Origin of the sequence: Caballeronia sp. RCC_10, from assembly GCF_041360715.1 — a bacterium.
Classification (GTDB): domain Bacteria; phylum Pseudomonadota; class Gammaproteobacteria; order Burkholderiales; family Burkholderiaceae; genus Caballeronia; species Caballeronia grimmiae.
The window spans coordinates 701569-718829 of the sequence record NZ_JBFUPT010000001.1; the positions used below are offsets into that span (position 1 = coordinate 701569).

A 17261-nucleotide genomic window follows, 5' to 3' on the forward strand; every position below is an offset into this window, starting at 1 on the left:
CCGCGCCATTTTTTCGAAGGGCCTTCCAGACGGAAGGCCCTTTTTGTTTTTGGCGCAGATATTGGCGCGTGATCGAGCCTCGCGCCGGATGGCAGCGCGACGCGCTATACCGGGCCTACCACGCCGTCAGACTGTGAGATCTGCACTAAGCCCTGCTGCGCCACGAGGCGACGCGTCCGCCGCCCACGGATGCTATCGGCGGTGTAGAAGCTGTTTCGTGCATGGAGTCGCGCAAAGGCGCCAAAGCGCCAACTCAATCACGTGCCCCCGCCGGCGACGGACGCATCAATAGTCCGATGCGAAACCACCTCCCCGCCACACCGAATCCCAAGAAAACTCAAGGCCGCGGCGCCGACCGCACATCCCCTATCCGCCCCTCAGGAACAGGAACATCCCCCGCCGTGCTAACGGCAGTCTGCTCCGAGATAGATTCAGCCCGCGTCCCAAGCAGTGTCTGCGGATGCCGCAGATAAACGTCCTCGACGGCATCGCCGAAAGAATGCTGCACGAACGCGCGCAGCAGCGCGATGCGCAGCGACGGCCCGCGCCCTTCCACCGGCTGGCCCTGCGCGCCGAACGTCACCGTGCATTGCACCTCGCCACGCCCGTGATCGCTCATCTCCAGCCGGCAGGCGCGCTCCAGCACGACGGAAGCCGCCTCCCATGACGTCGATGGAAGGAATCGCCCGTCCCATGCCTTGCCACGGTCATTGCCGCGAATGGAGAGCGTCTCTCCGCTGTCGGTGAAGTAGATTTCGCGGATGAAGTCGTGCAGCCCGCGCGCGACCCAGTAGTCGAGCGTGGCGCCTTCGAGATCGGATGTTTTCATTGCGGCGTTTCCCATGCTTTCGGTCGAATGACGAAAGGCATGCACGCCGCGTTCCCGCGCCGCTCAGTAGTCGGCGCGTTCCCGGTCGACACGCATGCCGCCGTCCTGATTGCGATGATGCGGCTCGTCGCTCGGACGCTCCCGCGCAATGCGCATCACGTCCAGGTTCGTGCGCACGCGGCGCATCACGTTGGCGAGATGCACGCGGTCGCTGACCTGAATCACGAAACGCAACAGCTTGGCTTCCTGCGAAACATCTTCGTCCATCGCGATATGCACGATGTTCGCATCCGCCGACGTGATGTCCGCCGCGACCCGCGCGAACACGCCCTTGGTGTTCCGCACGAGCACCTTCACGGCGACATCGAAGAGACGGCCAGGCTGCGGCGCCCACGCGACGTCGATCCAGCGGCCCGGATCGCGCCGATGAATGCGTTGCGCGACGCGGCACTCGGTCGTGTGAATCGCCATGCCGAGCCCGATGCCGATATAGCCCATGATGTTGTCGCCCGGAATCGGGCGGCAACACGGCGACAGCTGCACCGACATGCCCTCGGTGCCCGTAATCACCACCGGCGGCGCGGTATTCGTGTTGTGATGCTCGCGATGCGGATGCTCGTCGTCATCGGCGATGCCGTTCATCAAGACTTCGATGCGCTTCGCCATCACCGCCGCGACGCGACGGCCAAGGCCGATGTCCGCGAAAATTTCCTGGCGCGTCTTGTTGCCCGTCCACTGCACGAGCTTTTCCCACACTTCCGGCGTGACCTCGGACAATGCGAGGCCGTAGCCCTTGAGACTCTGGTCGACGAGCCGCTCGCCCAGTTGCACCGACTCGTTCAGACGCATCGTCTTGAGATAGTGACGAATGGCCGAGCGCGCCTTGCCGGTGCGCACGAAGCCCAGCCACGCGGGATTCGGCTTCGAATACGGCGCGGTGATCACTTCGACGATATCGCCGCTCTTCAGCTCCGTGCGCAGCGGCAGCAATTCGTTGTTGATCTTCACCGCGACGCACTGATTGCCGAGGTCGCTGTGGATCGAATACGCGAAGTCGAGCGCGGTCGCGCCGCGCGGCAGCGGCATGATCTTCGACTTCGGCGTGAAGACATAGACCGCGTCCGGGAACAGGTCGATCTTGACGTGTTCGAGGAATTCGCTCGAATCGCCGGCTTCGCTTTGAATGTCGAGCAGGGATTTTAACCACTGATGCGCGCGCTTCTGCACATCGTTGAGGTCCGCGCCGCCGTTCTTGTAGAGCCAGTGCGCCGCGACGCCCGCTTCGGCGATCTCATGCATCTTGCGCGTGCGAATCTGAAACTCGATGGGCGCGCCGAACGGCCCCACGAGCGTCGTGTGCAACGACTGATAGCCGTTGACCTTCGGAATCGCGATGTAATCCTTGAACTTGCCCGGCACGGGCTTGTAGAGCGCATGCAGCGCGCCGATGCACGTATAGCATTCCAGCGCGCTCTCGACGACGACGCGAAAGCCGTACACATCGAGCACTTGCGAGAACGACAACTGCTTGTCGCGCATCTTCTTGTAGATGCTGAAGATGGTCTTCTCGCGGCCGGTGACTTCGGCGCAAATTTTCGCATCCGCGATGGTGCGCTGCACCGCTTCGAGAATCTTGCCGACCACTTCGCGCCGGTTGCCGCGCGCCGACTTCACCGCTTTTTCGAGCGTGGCGTAGCGATTCGGGTTGAAGTTCGCGAAGCTCAGGTCCTGCAACTCGCGATACGTGTTGTTCAGGCCGAGCCGATGCGCAATCGGCGCATAGATGTCCAGCGTTTCGCGCGCGACGCGGCGGCGCTTTTCCGGCGGCACCGCGCCGAGCGTGCGCATGTTGTGCAGCCGGTCTGCGAGCTTGACGAGAATCACGCGGACGTCGCGCGCCATCGCGAGCAGCATCTTGCGGAAGTTCTCCGCCTGTGCTTCCTCGCGATTTCGAAACTCCATCTTGTCGAGCTTCGACAAGCCATCGACCAGTTCCGCGACTTTCGCGCCGAAGCGCTCTGCGATCTCCGTCTTGGTCACGCCCTGATCTTCGATCACGTCGTGCAGGAGCGCCGCCATGATCGATTGCGCGTCCAGCTTCCAGCTCGCGCAGATTTCCGCGACCGCGACCGGATGCGTGATGTACGGCTCGCCGCTCTGGCGATACTGCCCGAGATGCGCTTCGTCGCTGAAGTGGAACGCCGCCTTGACTTCCTTGATCTCGTCGGCCGAGATGTAGCTCGCGAGCGCGTTCGTCAGGTTCGCGATGGAAACGACGTCGTGCTTGCGCGGCTGCTCCGGCGTTGCGGTCGGGCCGAACAGATGACGGAAAGACTGTTCGAGGACTGCGTCGATGTACTTGCGCGCGGCGTGCGGCTTGTCGGCGTCGAGGAGCGCGTCCTGGTCGATGTCGGAATCGGTCTCGGGGTCCACGGACGCGGAGACGGGCAACGGTGTCTGACTCAAGTTCGCCTCCGTGTTCGTGTGACGCGCCGCTTTACGATCTGTCGCGCCGGTTGCAAGAAATGAAACGCGTATGAAGCGTTAAGACTTTGAAGCCGGCAGCCCTTAAACGGGCACCTTCTTCAGCATTTCGACGCCCACCTGCCCCGCTGCGATTTCGCGCAGCGCGACGACGGTCGGCTTGTCGCGGCTTTCGATTTTCGGGGTGTGACCTTGCGCCAGTTGACGCGCGCGATACGTTGCCGCGAGCGCGAGCTCGAAGCGATTCGGAATTTGTTTCAGGCAGTCTTCGACGGTAATACGGGCCATGTTTGTTTCCTTCTCAATATGAGTTTCATTCTACCTTATGTGACCGGTACGGCTTGGCCACGGCTCGCGTCACGACGCGTGCGAGGGATGAATGCCGAGGTCGACGAAAAGCTGCGTATGACGCGCGTATTGCGACGTGAAGCGCAGCCGCGTCGCGGTGACGAGGCATTGCAGTTCGGTGAGCGCGCGATCGAACTTTTCGTTGATGACCACGTACTCTGCTTCCGATGCATGCGCCATCTCGCTGCCCGCCGCGAGCAGACGGCGCACGATGACTTTCTCCGAGTCCTGGCCGCGCTTCTTGAGCCGGTCTTCGAGCGCATCCAGCGACGGCGGCAGAATGAAGATCTCCACCGCGTTGCGGAACTGCTTCTTCACCTGCTGCGCGCCCTGCCAGTCGATTTCGAGCAGCACGTCGTGGCCCATCTTCATCTGGTCTTCGATCCACAGGCGCGAGGTCGCATAGTAGTTGCCGTGGACTTCGGCGCTCTCCAGGAACTCGCCCTTGCCGTGCCGTTCCATGAAGTCTTCGACCGACACGAAGTGATACTGCACGCCGTTGGTTTCCGTCGGACGCGGATCGCGCGTCGTGTACGAGACGGACAGGCGAATCGCCGGATCCTGCGCGAGCAGCGCGTTGACGAGCGTGGACTTGCCCGCGCCCGAAGGCGCGACCACCATGAACAGGTTGCCGGGATAGACGCCCGTGTAGTTGCTATGCGAGCGGTGTGCGGTGTTCGGCATGATGTTGCGTTACTCCAGATTCTGTACTTGTTCGCGCATCTGTTCGATGAGCAGCTTGAGCGTCATCGATGCATCCGCGAGTTCCTTCGCCGCCGCCTTCGAGCCGAGCGTGTTCGCTTCGCGATTCAGCTCCTGCATCATGAAGTCGAGCCGCTTGCCGACCTTGCCGCCCTTCTGCAGGACGTGGCGAGTTTCAGCGAGATGCGCGGTCAGGCGCTGCAATTCTTCGGCGATATCGATGCGAATGCCGTACATCGTCACTTCCTGACGGATGCGCTCCGCGATCTCTTCGCGCGGCACGCTCGTCGTGGCCGTGTTCTCGGCGGTCGCGATGCCGAGCGCGTCCTGCAAGCGCTCGACGATCTTCTGCTGATGCTTGGCGATCAGCTCCGGCACCAGCGGCGTGATGCGCGCGACGATGGTTTCCATCTCCGTCACGTTATTGATGAGCACGTTGCCGAGCGCCGCGCCTTCACGCGCGCGCACGTCGATCAGATCGGCGATCGCCTGCTTGCCGCACGCAAGCACCGCTTCACGCAGCGTTTCCGGCGACACCGAGCTTTCCGCCAGCACGCCCGGCCAGCGAAGAATCTCGCCGGTGCGCATGCGTTCGGCATCCGGGAAAACGTCGAGCACCGCGCGTTCGAGCGTCGCGAGTTGCGTGAGCGCCTCGCGATTGAGCGCGCCCGCATTGGCCGTCTGCTCGACGCGATTCAGGTTGATGCGAATATCGACCTTGCCGCGCGAGAGCTTCGTCATCAGCATTTCGCGCAATTGCGGTTCGGTCGCGCGCACGTCTTCGGGCATCCGGAAATTCAGGTCGAGAAAGCGCGAATTCACCGTGCGCAACTCCACCGAAACGCCGACGCCGGAACCGCCGGCGCCATTGGGTCCGGCGCCATCCGCGACGACTTCGCGCGTCGCGCTGGCATAGCCTGTCATGCTGTAGATCATGGTCCGTCTCGCGATGTGAGCCTTCCTTGCGAAGGCCGGTTCAACGAAACGCCCGGCGCGTCTGAAGGTGCTTTGGGATGAGCACGCGTGTGCCGCCGGGCGATGAATCGGCATTATCCCATTTTTGCCGCGCGGGCCGCCCGGACAGGCGCTCTCCGCACCCGTCGCGCCCGGCAACGTCTCGCGTTGAATGACGATAAAATCGCTGCACCCGGCGCGATCGGCTTCGAAGCCACGCCTGACCTCTCCTACTCCGGATCACCATGACCGACTCTCCCCTGCTGAAGCCTTCCATTCCACGTCCGAGCGGCCGCCGCGACAGCCAGTTGCGCGATGTCCGCATCACGCGGCATTACACGAAGCACGCGGAAGGTTCGGTGCTCGTCGAGTTCGGCGATACCAAGGTGATCTGCACGGCGAGCATTGCCGAGCGCGTTCCGGCGTTTCTGAGCGGACGCGAGCAAGGCTGGCTGACCGCCGAATACGGCATGCTGCCGCGCGCCACGCACACGCGCAGCGACCGCGAAGCCGCACGCGGCAAGCAGACCGGCCGCACGCAGGAGATCCAGCGCCTGATCGGCCGCGCGCTGCGCTCGGTATTCGATCTCAACGCGCTCGGCCCCCGTACGCTGCATATCGACTGCGACGTGATCCAGGCCGATGGCGGCACGCGCACGGCGAGCATCACCGGCGCGTTCGTCGCCGCGCACGATGCGGCAACGAAGCTGCTCGCGAGCGGGCGCATCGCGCAATCGCCGGTGAAGGATTTCGTCGCGGCGATTTCGGTCGGCATCTTCGATGGATCGCCGGTGCTCGATCTGGATTACGAAGAAGACTCGCAGTGCGATACCGACATGAACGTCGTGATGACGGGCGCAGGCGGTTTCGTCGAAGTTCAGGGCACGGCGGAAGGCGCGCCGTTCTCGCGCGACGAAATGAACGCGCTGCTCGATCTCGCGGACAGCGGCATCAAGGCGCTGATCGCGAAGCAGAAGGCGGCGCTGGAGATCGAAGGTGTCTGATACGCATGGCATGAAGCGCGTGGTGCTCGCGTCGAACAACGCGGGCAAGCTGCGCGAATTTGCATCGCTGCTGGAGGCGGCGGGCATCGAACTGATCGTGCAGGGCGAACTCGGCGTGCCGGAAGCGGAAGAGCCGCACGCGACGTTCGTCGAGAACGCGCTGGCGAAGGCGCGTCATGCATCGGCGTTGACGAACCTGCCCGCGCTCGCCGACGACTCCGGTCTGTGCGTGCGCGCGCTGAACGGCGCGCCCGGCGTTTATTCGGCGCGCTACGCGATGATGAACGGCGGCGACAAAAGCGACGCCGCCAACAATGCGCGGCTCGTCGCGGACCTCGCGAACGAGGCGGACCGCCGCGCATACTATTTCTGCGTGCTCGTGCTGGTGCGGCATGCGAACGATCCCGAGCCGCTCATCGCGGAAGGCCGTTGGCACGGCGAAGTAATCGATGCCCCGCGCGGCGCGAATGGCTTCGGCTACGATCCGCACTTCTTCCTGCCGACACTGAACGCGACTGCCGCCGAACTCGATCCCGCACGGAAGAACGCGCTGAGCCATCGCGCGCTCGCGCTGCGTGACCTGCTGCAACGGCTGAAGGAACTCGCGTGAGCACCGGACCCGACAGCACCAAACGCACGATCAACGTCGTCCAGGCCTTCACGTCGCCGGGCAGCATCCGGCTGACGTCGCTGCCGCCGCTTTCGCTCTACGTGCATTTTCCGTGGTGCGTGCGCAAGTGCCCTTACTGCGATTTCAACTCGCACGAATCAAAGGACGACACGTTCCCTGAAGACCGCTATCTCGACGCGTTGCGCGCCGATCTCGAAAGCGCCTTGCCGCTGGTATGGGGACGTCAGGTCCACACGATTTTCATCGGCGGCGGCACGCCATCGTTGCTGTCGGCGAAGGGACTCGACCGGCTGCTCTCCGATGCGCGCGCCCTGCTTCCCATCGACGCCGACGCCGAGATCACGCTCGAAGCCAATCCCGGCACGTTCGAAGTCGAGAAGTTCGCGCAGTATCGCGTGAGCGGGGTGAATCGCCTGTCGATCGGCATTCAGAGTTTCAACGAGGCGCATCTGAAGGCGCTCGGGCGCATCCACGATGCGAGCCAGGCGCGGCGCGCGGTCGAGATCGCCGCGAAGCACTTCGACAACTTCAATCTCGACCTGATGTTCGCGTTGCCGCAGCAGACGCTGGATGAATGCCGGCAGGACATCGAGACGGCGATCGCATTCGCGCCGCCGCATCTGTCGCTGTATCACCTGACGATGGAGCCGAATACGCTCTTCGCGAAATATCCGCCCGCGCTGCCCGACGACGACGCCGCCGCCGACATGCAGGACTGGATTCACGAGCGCACGCGCGATGCGGGCTATGAGCGTTACGAAGTGTCGGCGTATGCGAAGCCGCACCGGCAGAGCCGGCACAACCTGAATTACTGGCGCTTCGGCGACTATCTGGGCATCGGCGCGGGCGCGCATACGAAGCTGTCGTTTCCGCAGAAGATCGTGCGGCAGGCGCGCTTCAAGCATCCGTCGACGTATATGGATCAGGCGCTGTCGCCCGGCGAAAGCGCGATTCAGGAAGAGCGCCAGGTCGGTCCGCGCGATTTGCCGTTCGAATTCATGCTGAATACGCTGCGGCTCGTCGAGGGTTTTCCGGTCCACGCGTTCGTCGAGCGCACCGGTCTCGCGATGTCCGCGATCGAGCCTGCGCTCGTCGAAGCGGAGAAGCGCGGACTCATCACGCGCGATTTCGAGCGCATCGCGCCGACTGAGCTCGGCCAGCGTTTTCTGAACGATCTCCAGGAGTTGTTCTTGAAGGATCCGCACAGTTGAGCGCGCCCGCGATGGCGCCAGGCTCGGTGATGCGGCATCGTCCTTTCGCGCTTTTCTGGAGCGCGCGGGTGATGTCGTCGGTGGCGTTTCAGATGATGTCGGTCGCGATCGGATGGCAGGTCTATTCGATCACGCACAGCGCCTATGCGCTCGGCCTCGTCGGACTCGCGCAGTTTCTGCCGATGTTCGTGCTCACGCTCGTCGTCGGTCACGCCGCGGATCGCTACGACCGGCGCACGATTGCGTATGTCTGTCAGACGATCGAGGGCATCGCGGCGCTCGTGCTGTGCTTCGGCGCGTGGCGCGGCTGGGATCACGTCGGCCCCATCTACGCGATCGCAATGATCACGGGCGCTGCGCGCGCGTTCGAATCGCCGTCGATGGCCGCGCTGCTGCCGAACCTCGTCGCGCGCAATCAGTTGCAGCACGCGAGCGCGTGGTCGACATCGGCGAATCAGACCGCGCAGATTGTCGGCCCCGCGATGGGCGGCCTGCTGTACGGTCTCGGCGCATCGACCGTGTATGGCGCAGTGACGGCCGCTTTCGTGGTCGCGGCGTGCGCGGTCTCGGCGATTCGCATCGATGACGCCGTGCGCATGCGTGCGCCCTTGTCGTTTGCGGCGTTGTTCAGCGGGGTCAGCTTTATTCGAAGCAAGCCGGTGATTCTCGGCGCGTTGTCACTCGATTTGTTCGCGGTGCTGCTTGGCGGCGCCACCGCGCTGCTGCCGGTGTTCGCGCGTGACATCCTGCATACCGGGCCGTGGGGATTGGGCGTGCTGCGAGCGGCGCCGGCGGCGGGCGCGCTGGCCGGATCGATCTGGCTCGCGCATTTTCCGTTGCGACGGCGCGCGGGCACGGCGCTGTTCGGCGGCGTGATCGCGTTCGGCATCGCGACGATCGTGTTCGGGCTCTCGAGCAATCTGTACGTGTCGCTGATCGCGCTGGCGGCGTTGGGCGCGTCGGATGTGATCAGCGTCGTCGTGCGGATGTCGCTCGTGCAATTGCAGACGCCGGACGAGATGCGCGGACGCGTCGGCGCGATCAATTCGCTGTTTATCGGAACGTCGAACCAGCTTGGCGAATTCGAATCGGGGATGACGGCGGGGCTGTTCGGCGCGGTGCCGGCGGTGCTGATCGGCGGCATCGGCACGATTGCGGTCGCGTTGCTGTGGATGCGGCTGTTTCCCGCTCTAAAGGCGACGCGCACGCTCGAAGGCTGACCGTTTCTTGCGGCCTGCGAGTTGCGCTACAATACGCGCCTTGCTGGAGGTGTGGCCGAGCGGTTTAAGGCACCGGTCTTGAAAACCGGCGAAGGAGCGATCCTTCCGTGAGTTCGAATCTCACCGCCTCCACCAATGCATCAATCGAACCCCGTAAGTCTGATGACTTTACGGGGTTTCTGTTTTTCTGGCCGGGCGATATCGTGGTTTTGTTGTGTTTCAGCTTTCCCTATGTTCTCCTCTCCGCCATCCCCTAAGAAGCAGAGAAGTAACACGCAACAGCAGAAGCAAACCAGAGCGTTATTCTGAATAACCAACATAATGACGGTCGCAGGAATCGAGACAAAGTTTCAGTCTTGCCAAGCCCTGAGCAACCTCGACACCCACGCAATACCACGCGCCCACCGTCAACTAATGAACCCCTCCGACCGCACGCCCTCTAACCCGCCTTAAGCCCACGGAGAACCGCGCATGAAAATCCCAGGCGGCATAACGGCGCTCCTTTTAGCACTCGCTCTCAGCAACCTCATACCGTCCGCGCACGCCGAAGTCCTGCCCAACACCCAATGGCGCGCATCCGACATCACCTTGTTCGACCTGATCCAGAACGGATACACGATAACCGGCACGACGAGCGTCGCCGCGCGCAGCACCGGCCTGCCCGAGGACACCTACATCCTGCAGAAGACAAACAGCGTCTACCGCTGCGTCGAAACGCGCGCGACGGATTCAGCCGCGACGCGTTCCCTCACGCCGCTGCGCTGCGCCGAACTGGTCCAACCCTACCGCGACTGACGCAAATGCCCCGCGTCAGTTGTCGTCCGTTCTGACCGGACGCTCGTGCGGCGCGGGCTCGGCCTTATCGGCATCGGGAACCGAGCCGTTCTCGTTGGGTGACGGCGGCTGTTTTTCAGGCGCGCCGTTGGAAGGGGGATCGTTCGCGGGTGACATGGCTTTCTCCCAAGAGGCGCGGGACGCCTCTCTCCTACCTTAGCACCGCATCCCCGGTGCGCTCAACCCACCGGCGGCTCGCCCGCGCCCGGCTCTTTGCCCGGCTGGTCATTCGGCGCCTGCTTGCGGCCTTCGTCGTTACGCTCCGGCAACTTGCTCTTCTCGTTGTCGCTATGCTCGGCCGGTTGTGCATCTTCAGGGCGATTCGGTTCGCTGCTCATGACTTCCTCCGTTCTCCGTTCGATGTACGACCATTGTTAGCAAGTTTTGCACCCGTCGACGCAATCACCGACTACTATTAAATCATTGGGTCACTCGTGCTTTCGTTCCATGTGCGCCTCATTCATACGACGGTCGGGCATCTGCGTCACGTCGATACTGCTTCTCGCCACCACCGCCTGCACTTTCACGCCGCCGCCGAGCGTCGTGCAGGCGCGCGCCGCCGCGCCCGCGACGCCCGCACCCAGTCCCACGCTCAATGACTACAAAGCGCGCATCGCGGAGCGCATCTTCGAGCGCAATCCGTCGCTCGTGCTGCGGGGCACCCCGCAAGCGATGCTGCGCTCGTTCGTCCTCGTCTCGTTCACCGTCGATCGCAGCGGGCGAGTCGTGCATTCGTCGGTGTATCGCACGAACGGGGACGATGAAGCCGAAGCCACCGCGCTCGCGTCATTGCGACGCTCGGCGCCCTTGCCCGCGCCGCCCGCGCGGCTGCTGAACGGCAGCGGCCAGATCGAACTCTTCGAAGGATGGATGTTCAACGACAACGGCCAGTTCCAGTTGCAGACATCGCACTCGCCGCAGGCGACGACCATCGACTAGCGCCCGCCGGCGAACGAGTTGGCGCTCCCCGCGCCCGGTCGATATACTTTTGGCACCCCCTGCCGGCTCCGACCGGCGCCGCCTTCGCCGCGCGCCGACCCCGCGCGCCGCGCGAAGCGCTCATGCGGCCACGCCGCACCCGCCTTGCGCACACTCTCGCGCAACCCGAGGCATCGTATTTCATCCCTATAAAAGCATGACCGAGCGCCATCGTCCATTTGCGGCCGATGCGCCCAACAGCGCTTCATGAAACGGAGACACCATGTCCTCAACCCCGCTTTCCGCCGCCAACCCCGGCGATAAAGCCCAAAGCACCTCGCGCGTGATCTTCGCGAGCTTCATCGGCACCGCGATCGAGTTCTACGACTTCTACGTGTACGCGACCGCCGCCGCGCTCGTCATCGGGCCGGTGTTTTTTCCGCACGGATCGCCGGCGGCGCAGGCGCTCTCAGCGTTCGTCACCTTCGGCATCGCGTTTCTGGCTCGCCCCATCGGCTCGTTCCTGTTCGGGCATTTCGGCGATCGCGTCGGCCGGAAATCGACGCTCGTCGCCTCGCTGCTCGTGATGGGCGTCTCCACGACGCTCATCGGCTTCGTGCCCGGCTACGATTCCATCGGCAGCCTCGCGCCCGTGCTGCTGTGCATCCTGCGCTTCGGCCAGGGCATCGGGCTCGGCGGCGAATGGGGCGGCGCGGCGCTGCTCGCGACCGAATACGCGCCGAAAGGCAAGCGCGGCCTGTTCGGGATGTTTCCGCAGCTCGGGCCGTCGGTCGGTTTTCTGGCATCGAACGGATTGTTCTTCGGCCTCGCGCTCTCGCTTTCCGACGAACAGTTTCGCAGCTGGGGCTGGCGCGTGCCGTTCATCGTCAGCGCGGTGCTGGTGGCGCTCGGCCTCTACGTGCGCCTGAAGATCGCGGAAACGCCCGCGTTCCGCGCCGCGCTGGAACGCCAGGAGCGCGTGCGCGTGCCCATCGCGACGCTGCTTGGCCGCTATCTCGGGCCGACGCTGCTCGGCGCACTCGCGATGGTCGTCTGCTATACGCTCTTCTACATCTCGACGGTCTTTTCGCTGTCGTACGGCGTCGCCACGCTGCACTTCTCGCGCGAGAAGTTCCTCGGCCTGTTGTGCTTCGCCGTGCTGTTCATGGCGATCGCCACGCCGATCTCCGCTATCGCCAGCGACCGCTTCGGCCGCAAGCCGGTGCTGGCCGTCGGCTGCATCGCGGCGATCCTCTCCGGCTTCGCGATGGCGCCGTTGCTCGGCAGCGGCAACACGGCTTACGTCGCGCTCTTCCTCGTAATCGAACTGTTCCTCATGGGCGTGACGTTTGCACCGATGGGAGCGCTTCTGCCCGAACTGTTTCCGACCAACGTGCGCTATACCGGCGCGGGCGTCGCGTACAACCTGGGCGGGATTCTGGGAGCGTCGGTGGCGCCGTATATCGCGCAACTGCTCGCGAATCGCGGCGGACTCGCGTGGGTCGGCGGCTATGTGTCGGTCGCGGCGGCGGTGAGCCTCCTCGCCGTGCTGGCGATGCGCGAGACACGCGACATCACGCTGGAGTGACGAAGGCGCGGCGCGGCGACACGTTCAACGCTCGCGCCGCCGATCGACGGCGTGCGCGGGTGCCGGCTGCCGCTCGATGACGGACAGACGCGGCGACGGCTTCGCCCCGGCGCGGGCCGCCTCTTTCGCGCGGGCCGCCTTCGCCGCCTTGCGATCCGCCCAGAAGCGCGCGAGCCAGAGCAGCGCGCCGATGGCGAGCGCATCGGCGGCGAGTCCCGCGAGCCAGTGCGACGGCGTCCGCCCCAGTTGATCGACGCCCATCACGCGCAGCGCCGAATCCAGCACGAGCGACACGCACGCGCCCGCGATGAAACACACGAGCCCCTGCTGCCCCACCGTCACGACGCCCGGCAGCCTGCGCGCCAGATCGCCGATCCATCCTCGATACACCGCCCGCGCGACGATCCACGCCACCACCGCGAAGCTCACGATGCGCAGCGTCGCGAGATTTTGCTTCATGTATCCCGGCGGGGCCTGCGTCTCGAGAAACAGCTTCGCAAACGCGAACGTCAGAGCAAAGGCGACCGCGAAGCACGTGAGCCAGCGCGCGGTCCGGCTCGCGTGGAACGTGTCGCTGATCGGCTGCACGCGCGCCAGCACGCCCGCCACGAACATCAGTTGCCAGGCGAACGGGTTGAAGGACCATGCTTGCAGATATGACGCCGGCAGCGCGTGCGTGAGCGGCCCAGCGGCGAGCCACAGGAGCAGGCTGCCGAACATCACGACGACGGGCTTGCGCTGCGCAAGCGGCGCCACGACCGGCATGGCCAGCGCGAATAGCGCATACATCGGCAATACCGACGACAGATACGGCTGCTGGCGCAACGTTGCGACATCGAGCATCAGACCGAACGGACGCCCGAGCAGCGCGGGCCATTCGGTGTATTGCAGCATCGGCGAATCGATCTGAAGGATCATCAGCAGCGCGCCGCCCAGCAGCATCAAAACCGCCGTCAGCAGGTACGCGCGATAGATTTCCCAGCTTCGCTTGAAAAAGCGTTGGCGAGCGGCCGGATGGCCACGGCGAGTCGCGAGCGCCGTGTAAGCCGCCGCCGACGCGTAACCGCCAAGAAACACGAAGACTTCAGCGGAATCGCAGAACGCGTATCGATGCAACGTGAAATGCGACAGCACGCTTCCCGATATGTGGTCGACCGCGATGACCAGCAGCACGATTCCCCGAAAGAAATCGACTTCTAGTGAACGTGTCGTCGGGGAAGTCATCGATCGAATGCTCCACGAACTGCTGTCGGGCGCGCCTCTCAGCGACGATTGCGCGCATTCGGGTTGGTAAGCGGCGCTGCAAGAAGATCCCCTGAAATGCGTGCATCAAAGCTAACACTCGAACGCCGTCCGCAGGCTGGCGGGAAAATGGCGTTTCTGCCGGTTTCACGCGCGGCGCGGCGTGCCTATACTCGATTGCAGCAAGGCACTTCAGCGGAGACCACCATGCGCCTCTATCTGCAAAGCTCGCACCTCGTCGCGATGATCGCCATCGCGCTGTCCGTCGCCCTGCTGCTTGCGATCCGCTTCCGGCCCGCGACATGGCGCGGAGTCCTATGCGAGGCGGTCGTCGCCAATCTCGGCGCAATCGCCGCCGTGATTGCTTTCGAAGTCCTTACGGCTTGAACGTCCGGGCCACGAAGTTCGAAACTCCGTTGAACTTCCATCGCGTGACCCAGTCCGAACGATTAATGCCGCGCGTGCTTGCTCATGGTTCCGGCGCGTGCGGCGCTCTTCTCCTCTCCGCTCCTGTTTTGTGGGAGCGTTTCCTGGGCGCCCGGCGCAAGCCTCGCGCCTGTTCTTTTTTCTGGCGACCGTTCTGCCTTCTCAGCCAGCGCGCCCGTTTATGAGATGGTCGTTATAATCGGCGCTCATCAGAAAGCGACGGCTACCGCATGCTCCGAGCGCTCCGCTCTCTCTCGACCTTGACCACGCGCCGCACGCGCAGTCTGTGGCGGCGCTACGGCATCTTCTGGCTGGGCGCGATTCTCGTCGGTCTCGTCGCGGTGTATTACGCACGGCTCATCGACTGGGGCTACGGCCTCTTCATGCACTATCGCGCCGAGCATCCGTGGCTGCCGCTCATCGTGACGCCGGCGGTCGCGGCGCTGTGCGTCTTTCTCACGCGCAGCTTCTTTCGCGGCTCCGAAGGCAGCGGCATTCCGCAAGTCATCGCCGTGCTGCACAGCCCGACGGCGGCGGCAGGCAAGCGGCTCATGACGCTCAAGATCCTCGCGAGCAAGATCGCCGTTTCCTTCATCGCGATTCTCGGCGGCTTCACGATCGGACGCGAAGGGCCGACCGTGCAGGTCGGCGCGGCGCTGATGTTCAACATGCGGCGGTTCTATCCGCGCTCGAATCTGCTGATCGAGCGGCAACTCGTGCTCGCAGGCGCGGCGGCGGGTCTGTCGGCGGCGTTCAACACGCCGCTTGCCGGTATCGTGTTCGCGATCGAGGAACTGACACGCAGCTTCTCGACGCGGGCGAGCGGCGTGCTGATCACCGGCATCATCATCGCCGGCATCGTGGCGCTGGGGCTGAACGGCAACTACACGTACTTCGGCACCATCGACGTCGGCGCGCATTTCCCCAGTCTGCTGGCAGTCGCGGTCGTCGTGACGGCGGTCATCACCGGTATCGCGGGCGGCGTGTTCTGCTGGCTGCTGCTCAACACGGCGAAGTGGATTCCCGCGCCGCTGCGCACGCTGCACGCATCGCGTCCGGTGGCGTTCGCGGCGCTGTGCGGGCTCGTCATCGCGGTGGCGGGCATCGTGTCCGGCGGGACGACGTTCGGCAGCGGATACGCCGAAGCGCGCGGCCTGCTCGAAGGACGCGAGCATCTGTCGGTGTTTTATCCGCTGCTCAAGATGGTGTCGATGATCGGCTCGTATCTGCCCGGCATCCCCGGCGGCATCTTCGCGCCATCGCTGTCGATCGGCGCGGGCTTCGGCAATGTGCTCCACATGTTCTTCACCGACATGCCGCTGCCGATGCTCATCGCGCTCGCGATGGTCGGCTATCTCGCCGCCGTCACCCAGTCGCCGATCACCGCGTTCGTCATCGTGATGGAGATGATCAACGGCCACGCGCTCGTCATCTCGCTGATGGCGACCGCGCTCATCTCGAGCCGGGTGTCGCGTGCGTTCGCGCCCCCGCTCTACGAGGCGCTGTCCGAGCGCTATGCGACGCCCGTCGCCGCGCAGGCGCCGTCGCCGGAAGTGCCCGCAACCGAAGCGGCGCGCGTCGAAAAACAGGCGTGAACCGCGGCGCGCAAACGATAACGCGCATAAGCAAAAAGCCAGGATCGCCCGATCCTGGCTTTTTCGTATCACAACGCACCGCGCGGACGTACGACGCCGCGCGGTGCGTGATGGCGCGTTACGCCTGCGGAATTTCGATCTTCACTTCCAGCACTTCGAGATCGTCCTGACGTTCGAGGCTCACTCGAATATCGTCATCGGAAATCTTCACGTACTTCGAAATCACGGCAACCAGTTCTCGTTGCAACGCCGGCAGATAATCGGCGGCGGCTTTGCCACCCGCGCGCTCGTGCGCAATGATCAACTGCAAGCGTTCCTTCGCGACCGTAGCGGACTTCTTTTTCTCGCCCAGCAAAAACGAAAGAATCGACATTGCGTCCCCTTACTTGGTGCCGAAGATGCGTTGCAGCAGGCCAGGCTTCTGGTAGTCAGTGAAACGCAGCGCCTTTTCCTCGCCGAGGAAACGCGACACCACGTCCTTGTAGGATTCCGCGACATCTGTGCCGTCGAGATGCACGGCCGGCAAACCCTGATTCGATGCATGCAGCACCGCTTCGGATTCCGGGATCACGCCGATGAGGTCGATGCGCAGGATTTCCTGGATATCGCTGAGCGACAGCATCTCGCCCTCGGAGACGCGCTTCGGGTTGTAGCGCGTGATCAGCAAGTGTTCCTTGACCGGCTCCTTGCCTTCCATCGCGCGCTTCGTCTTCGATGCGAGGATGCCGAGAATGCGGTCCGAGTCCCGCACCGACGACACTTCCGGATTCGTCACGATGAGCGCTTCGTCGGCGAAGTGCATGGCCATCAGCGCGCCCGACTCGATGCCCGCGGGCGAATCGCAGACGATGTACTCGAAGTCCATCTTGATGAGTTCGTCGATGACCTTCTCGACGCCTTCGAGCGTCAATGCGTCCTTGTCACGCGTCTGAGACGCCGGAAGGATGTAAAGGTTCTCGCATTTCTTGTCCTTGATGAGCGCCTGATGCAGGTTCGCTTCGCCCTGAATGACGTTGATCAGGTCGTACACGACGCGGCGTTCGCAGCCCATGATGAGGTCGAGGTTGCGCAGACCGACGTCGAAGTCGATCACGGCCGTCTTGTGGCCGCGTATGGCAAGCGCCGATGCAAAGCTCGCGCTGGTGGTCGTCTTGCCGACGCCGCCCTTCCCCGAAGTCACCACAATGATTTTTGCCATACAAGTACCTTGTGTTCGTCAATAGGTCCGCTTGCGCCTCATGCATGAGCGCGCGCCATACGCAACGGGCGCGCGGC

The 17261-nt window shown here is 63.9% G+C and carries 20 protein-coding genes and 1 tRNA gene; 11 read left to right on the plus strand and 10 right to left on the minus strand.

Going from position 1 to position 17261, the window contains the following annotated elements:
* Window positions 1-337 precede the first annotated feature (337 nt).
* The 5 genes from AB6804_RS03335 to AB6804_RS03355 form a co-directional block, all read right to left on the minus strand.
* On the minus strand, window positions 338-829 hold the full coding sequence (locus tag AB6804_RS03335) for a phage protein NinX family protein (protein ID WP_370885216.1): 492 nt from the start codon (window positions 827-829) through the stop codon (window positions 338-340).
* A 63-nt stretch (window positions 830-892) separates the two neighbouring features.
* On the minus strand, window positions 893-3262 hold the full coding sequence (locus AB6804_RS03340; RefSeq protein WP_035961107.1) for a bifunctional (p)ppGpp synthetase/guanosine-3',5'-bis(diphosphate) 3'-pyrophosphohydrolase: 2370 nt from the start codon (window positions 3260-3262) through the stop codon (window positions 893-895).
* Window positions 3263-3397: 135 nt separating this feature from the next.
* A complete protein-coding gene (gene rpoZ, locus AB6804_RS03345; protein ID WP_006025620.1) occupies window positions 3398-3601 on the minus strand; it encodes a DNA-directed RNA polymerase subunit omega in 204 nt (67 codons plus the stop codon).
* Between the two features lie 69 nt (window positions 3602-3670).
* Window positions 3671-4345, minus strand: a complete 675-nt coding sequence (gmk, locus tag AB6804_RS03350) for a guanylate kinase (protein WP_370885217.1) — start codon at window positions 4343-4345, stop codon at window positions 3671-3673.
* A gap of 9 nt (window positions 4346-4354) precedes the next feature.
* The gene (locus tag AB6804_RS03355) at window positions 4355-5299 is read right to left on the minus strand and encodes a YicC/YloC family endoribonuclease (protein WP_370885218.1); all 945 of its coding nucleotides are present in this window, start codon (window positions 5297-5299) and stop codon (window positions 4355-4357) included.
* 281 nt (window positions 5300-5580) lie between these two features.
* Here AB6804_RS03355 and rph point away from each other — a divergent pair, with 281 nt between their 5' ends.
* The 7 genes from rph (at window position 5581) to AB6804_RS03390 (ending at window position 10178) form a co-directional block, all read left to right on the plus strand.
* A complete protein-coding gene (gene rph / locus AB6804_RS03360) occupies window positions 5581-6321 on the plus strand; it encodes a ribonuclease PH (RefSeq protein ID WP_370885411.1) in 741 nt (246 codons plus the stop codon).
* Window positions 6322-6331: 10 nt separating this feature from the next.
* The gene (gene rdgB / locus AB6804_RS03365; protein ID WP_370885412.1) at window positions 6332-6931 is read left to right on the plus strand and encodes an RdgB/HAM1 family non-canonical purine NTP pyrophosphatase; all 600 of its coding nucleotides are present in this window, start codon (window positions 6332-6334) and stop codon (window positions 6929-6931) included.
* A complete protein-coding gene (gene hemW, locus AB6804_RS03370) occupies window positions 6928-8163 on the plus strand; it encodes a radical SAM family heme chaperone HemW (protein ID WP_370885219.1) in 1236 nt (411 codons plus the stop codon). Before rdgB ends, hemW begins: the two co-directional genes overlap by 4 nt.
* A gap of 11 nt (window positions 8164-8174) precedes the next feature.
* The gene (locus AB6804_RS03375; protein ID WP_370885413.1) at window positions 8175-9383 is read left to right on the plus strand and encodes an MFS transporter; all 1209 of its coding nucleotides are present in this window, start codon (window positions 8175-8177) and stop codon (window positions 9381-9383) included.
* A 45-nt stretch (window positions 9384-9428) separates the two neighbouring features.
* Window positions 9429-9518, plus strand: a tRNA-Ser gene (locus tag AB6804_RS03380).
* Window positions 9491-9640, plus strand: a complete 150-nt coding sequence (locus AB6804_RS03385) for a hypothetical protein (RefSeq protein ID WP_370885220.1) — start codon at window positions 9491-9493, stop codon at window positions 9638-9640. Before AB6804_RS03380 ends, AB6804_RS03385 begins: the two co-directional genes overlap by 28 nt.
* Before the next feature lie 214 nt (window positions 9641-9854).
* Complete coding sequence (locus AB6804_RS03390) at window positions 9855-10178, plus strand: hypothetical protein (RefSeq protein WP_370885221.1); 324 nt, start codon at window positions 9855-9857, stop codon at window positions 10176-10178.
* A gap of 15 nt (window positions 10179-10193) precedes the next feature.
* Here the strand turns inward: AB6804_RS03390 and AB6804_RS03395 are convergent, their stop codons facing one another.
* A complete protein-coding gene (locus AB6804_RS03395) occupies window positions 10194-10334 on the minus strand; it encodes a hypothetical protein (protein ID WP_370885222.1) in 141 nt (46 codons plus the stop codon).
* Window positions 10335-10396: 62 nt separating this feature from the next.
* Window positions 10397-10555: a hypothetical protein gene (locus AB6804_RS03400; RefSeq protein ID WP_167569245.1), complete on the minus strand. Its 159-nt coding sequence runs from the start codon at window positions 10553-10555 to the stop codon at window positions 10397-10399.
* A gap of 109 nt (window positions 10556-10664) precedes the next feature.
* Between AB6804_RS03400 and AB6804_RS03405 the strand changes: the two genes are divergently transcribed.
* On the plus strand, window positions 10665-11156 hold the full coding sequence (locus AB6804_RS03405) for a TonB family protein (protein ID WP_370885223.1): 492 nt from the start codon (window positions 10665-10667) through the stop codon (window positions 11154-11156).
* Window positions 11157-11418: 262 nt separating this feature from the next.
* The gene (locus AB6804_RS03410; RefSeq protein WP_244793205.1) at window positions 11419-12723 is read left to right on the plus strand and encodes an MFS transporter; all 1305 of its coding nucleotides are present in this window, start codon (window positions 11419-11421) and stop codon (window positions 12721-12723) included.
* Window positions 12724-12747: 24 nt separating this feature from the next.
* On the opposite strand, the gene AB6804_RS03415 is transcribed toward AB6804_RS03410, so the two are convergent.
* Window positions 12748-13947, minus strand: a complete 1200-nt coding sequence (locus AB6804_RS03415; RefSeq protein WP_370885224.1) for an OpgC domain-containing protein — start codon at window positions 13945-13947, stop codon at window positions 12748-12750.
* A 225-nt stretch (window positions 13948-14172) separates the two neighbouring features.
* Between AB6804_RS03415 and AB6804_RS03420 the strand changes: the two genes are divergently transcribed.
* Complete coding sequence (locus AB6804_RS03420) at window positions 14173-14352, plus strand: hypothetical protein (RefSeq protein WP_035961093.1); 180 nt, start codon at window positions 14173-14175, stop codon at window positions 14350-14352.
* A 269-nt stretch (window positions 14353-14621) separates the two neighbouring features.
* Entirely contained in the window at window positions 14622-15986 is a 1365-nt protein-coding gene (locus AB6804_RS03425; protein ID WP_370885225.1) for a chloride channel protein, read from the plus strand.
* Between the two features lie 118 nt (window positions 15987-16104).
* Here the strand turns inward: AB6804_RS03425 and minE are convergent, their stop codons facing one another.
* Window positions 16105-16359: a cell division topological specificity factor MinE gene (gene minE / locus AB6804_RS03430; protein WP_008350955.1), complete on the minus strand. Its 255-nt coding sequence runs from the start codon at window positions 16357-16359 to the stop codon at window positions 16105-16107.
* 9 nt (window positions 16360-16368) lie between these two features.
* Window positions 16369-17184 (minus strand): septum site-determining protein MinD, encoded by an 816-nt coding sequence (gene minD, locus AB6804_RS03435; protein WP_035960590.1) that lies wholly within the window; start codon window positions 17182-17184, stop codon window positions 16369-16371.
* Window positions 17185-17261 lie beyond the last annotated feature (77 nt).